The sequence below is a fragment of the Flavobacterium aurantiibacter genome (assembly GCF_002251775.1).
In the GTDB taxonomy this organism is placed as follows: Bacteria; Bacteroidota; Bacteroidia; order Flavobacteriales; family Flavobacteriaceae; genus Flavobacterium; species Flavobacterium aurantiibacter.
Genome location: NZ_NOXX01000041.1, coordinates 1 through 2,753 on the forward strand (window position 1 = coordinate 1; position 2,753 = coordinate 2,753).

Annotated in this window: 5 protein-coding genes; 4 read left to right on the plus strand and 1 reads right to left on the minus strand. The window is 32.9% G+C overall.

What is annotated here, in order from left to right; genetic code table 11:
• Both CHX27_RS15640 and CHX27_RS00400 read left to right on the plus strand, forming a co-directional pair.
• On the plus strand, nucleotides 1-944 hold a 944-nt coding region (locus CHX27_RS15640), incomplete at its 5' end, for an RHS repeat-associated core domain-containing protein (protein ID WP_207758907.1).
• A 4-nt stretch (nucleotides 945-948) separates the two neighbouring features.
• Nucleotides 949-1,419 (plus strand): hypothetical protein, encoded by a 471-nt coding sequence (locus tag CHX27_RS00400; RefSeq protein ID WP_094484814.1) that lies wholly within the window; start codon nucleotides 949-951, stop codon nucleotides 1,417-1,419.
• A gap of 70 nt (nucleotides 1,420-1,489) precedes the next feature.
• On the opposite strand, the gene CHX27_RS00405 is transcribed toward CHX27_RS00400, so the two are convergent.
• The gene (locus CHX27_RS00405; protein WP_243388924.1) at nucleotides 1,490-1,642 is read right to left on the minus strand and encodes a hypothetical protein; all 153 of its coding nucleotides are present in this window, start codon (nucleotides 1,640-1,642) and stop codon (nucleotides 1,490-1,492) included.
• 152 nt (nucleotides 1,643-1,794) lie between these two features.
• Here CHX27_RS00405 and CHX27_RS00410 point away from each other — a divergent pair, with 152 nt between their 5' ends.
• Both CHX27_RS00410 and CHX27_RS00415 read left to right on the plus strand, forming a co-directional pair.
• Nucleotides 1,795-2,250 (plus strand): hypothetical protein, encoded by a 456-nt coding sequence (locus CHX27_RS00410; protein WP_094484815.1) that lies wholly within the window; start codon nucleotides 1,795-1,797, stop codon nucleotides 2,248-2,250.
• Nucleotides 2,247-2,615, plus strand: a complete 369-nt coding sequence (locus tag CHX27_RS00415) for a hypothetical protein (RefSeq protein ID WP_094484816.1) — start codon at nucleotides 2,247-2,249, stop codon at nucleotides 2,613-2,615. The genes CHX27_RS00410 and CHX27_RS00415 overlap by 4 nt, the downstream gene beginning before the upstream one ends.
• Nucleotides 2,616-2,753 lie beyond the last annotated feature (138 nt).

Below are 2,753 nucleotides of genomic sequence, written 5' to 3' on the forward strand. Positions count from 1 at the left end.
ATAAAAATGGGAAACCCTATCAGTTTTTCTTAAATTTACCCTTTGGGGAGACCTTTGTAGAACAAAACACCTTTGGACCTTTGGATAATCAATTTAAATTCAACGGCAAGGAACTCGACGTAGAAACCGGCCTGTACTACTACGGCGCCCGCTTCTACGACCCGCGTTTTAGTTTTTGGTATGGAGTGGACCCGTTGGCGGAAATGTATCCTGATAGTTCTCCTTATGTTTATTGTGCGAATAATCCAATTAATTTAATTGATCCTGATGGTCAATCTTGGGAACCAATAAACAAAAAGGGAGAAGTTGTTAAAATAGATGATTATGATAATATACATGGTTATCGTTGGGTTGACTATGATACAGACAAAGATGGCAATAAAGTTGCACGAGAAAATACAGTTGAAACTGCTTATGTTTTTGGAACAAAAGGTATGACTACTTTAAGCTCAGAAGGTTATACAGCAAATAAATCTTGGCAAGCATATGAAGATATTAGTACTGGAAGTGAGTCTACAGATAAAAAAATTGCTACCCTTCATCCTTCAATTCAAAACCAAATGAAGTCGTTCATTTTAAAAGCTAAGTATAGATATGGCATAGATTTACGAGTAACAGATGGTTTTAGAAGTGTTGAAGAACAAGATAAATTATATGCAAAAGGGAGAACAGCTCCAGGAAATATTGTTACAAAGGCAAGAGGAGGGTATAGCAATCATAATTTTGGATTAGCTGTAGATGTAGTACCATTTGAGAATGGTAAATTAAATTGGGAAACAAAAAAATGGGATATAATAGGTAGAATAGGTGAAAGTAGAGGGCTTGAATGGGGAGGTAGATGGAAATTTTTAGACAGACCTCACTTTCAAAATTTATTTGGTAAGACACTTAAAGAGTTAAGAGCATTACCAAAAGATGCTAATGGACTACCAATTATAAAATAATAAAATGAAAATGTTTAATTATATATTAATATGTTTTTTGTTACTTTCTTGTCAGAATAAAGAGCAAAAAAGAGTAAAAAACTCAATAAACAATTCAATACAACAGTCAGAAAGTAATGATATTGTAAAAGATACAACTATAGTTTATGACATTGACAATGTTAGTGCAGAAGGTGTAGAAGCTACAGTTAGATATGTTAACAAGAAAATAAAAGAAAGTACAATTAATATTTATGGGGAAACAGGTCAGGCAACAATAACCTATTTGTTTTCTTCGGATTTAATTAATGTTACGGAAAAAGTATTTGAATATAAAACTGATTTGAAAAAAGTTTCTTCAGATAAAGACATGAAAATTAAAACAGAGGTTTCGTACAACATTGATTTAGAAGGTAGACTTATAGGTGTTTCAGGGAAAGAGAGAATAGATATTTTTAAAGAATTTAAGGAGGTAGTTCCTTTTGAAATTAATTAAATTATAATAATTAATATAGTTCACATAAAGCTAATTTTACACAAAACCCAGCGAGTAGCTGGGTTTTCTATTACATAATACTTTGTATTTTTCTTTTAGCAATAAAGGCATCAATAACCGAAAAAATATGATTGCGGTCAGCTTCTTCAAATTTAGAAACTTCTGAAATACGGCTTACTGGCATCTTAATCAATTTGTACATCATCTTTTGTAAGCTTCCCATAAACACGAACTGTTTCCAATTATAAGAATTGTATTAATTTTAAACGGAAAACATAAATTTGATGTATAAACGGTTCGAATTAGGGGAAGCCTACAACATACGTTACAGATAGAAAAGGAAATTGGCATGAAATTACAAATGGAAGAAGTCTATTGTATGACTATAAACACAGATACCTTAATGTAAATTGGGCTACCATATATGATGAATGGCGAGATGGAACAGGACCCGAAAAAAGCATTTTTGAAGGCTACCATCCTGCAAACGGTTGGATCGAACAAAATCTAGCTTTTCAGGAAAAACTTGCAGCATTTAACGAAAGTGGATTGTCAAAGAAAAAATACGATGTTAATTTTACATTATGGGATGTCATTACAACTCCAGAAGGCGATAATCAAGCACAAATGATGGGCAGCTATAGTGTAAGCTTTTACAAACTCGGTGATCGCATTTTAAGTCTTGCTTTAGATTCCAAATCAAGAAAATCGTTCTACTACCATTTACGTGGAATCCGTAATTGGCCTAGTCCATGTAATCACTGTAGCCAACATCAACGCTATTCAAAACAAACCACCACTTATCAACGTTACTTTTTTTTCACAGAATGAAGAAAAAAACAATAATCGCATTATCTCTTTTAGGATTTGTACTTTTTCTTTTTATTAGAGTACAAACTTTTGATTATGTCGGCTTATACGTACTTCGTAATTACGCAGGAAATATTGAAGGCGAAGTTCCTAAAAACTCAGATACGTTGAAGATTTACCCTAATTTTAAATTTGAGAGTTCGTATTATGGAAAAGGTTCATATAAAATAAAAAAAGAAGTACTGGAGGAAGCTATTCAATTTATCTACAAATACGAATTTGGACTTGCAGGAATTGAAATGAGGGTTGAGCGCAACTTTCTTACATCGAACGTTAAATTAATAGTAAGTACAGACCAAGAAATCTACTACGAGCGCATCGATTAAAGGTTCTTGAAAGTAGGTGGTTTTAAAAGCTACTAATAAAAATAGTTTTTGATACGCGCCGCAGCGAGCAATTAGTGTTTATCCGTTGGCGGGAAAATTTCCGGGCTTTTCGCCGTATAACTATTGTTTGAATAACCC

Bases quoted from the DNA above. Each gene is read 5' to 3' on its own strand.
- CHX27_RS00400 (WP_094484814.1), top strand. From the start codon at position 949: ATGAAAATGTTTAATTATATATTAATATGTTTTTTGTTACTTTCTTGT.
- CHX27_RS00405 (WP_243388924.1), bottom strand. From the start codon at position 1,642: ATGGGAAGCTTACAAAAGATGATGTACAAATTGATTAAGATGCCAGTA.
- CHX27_RS00415 (WP_094484816.1), top strand. From the start codon at position 2,247: ATGAAGAAAAAAACAATAATCGCATTATCTCTTTTAGGATTTGTACTT.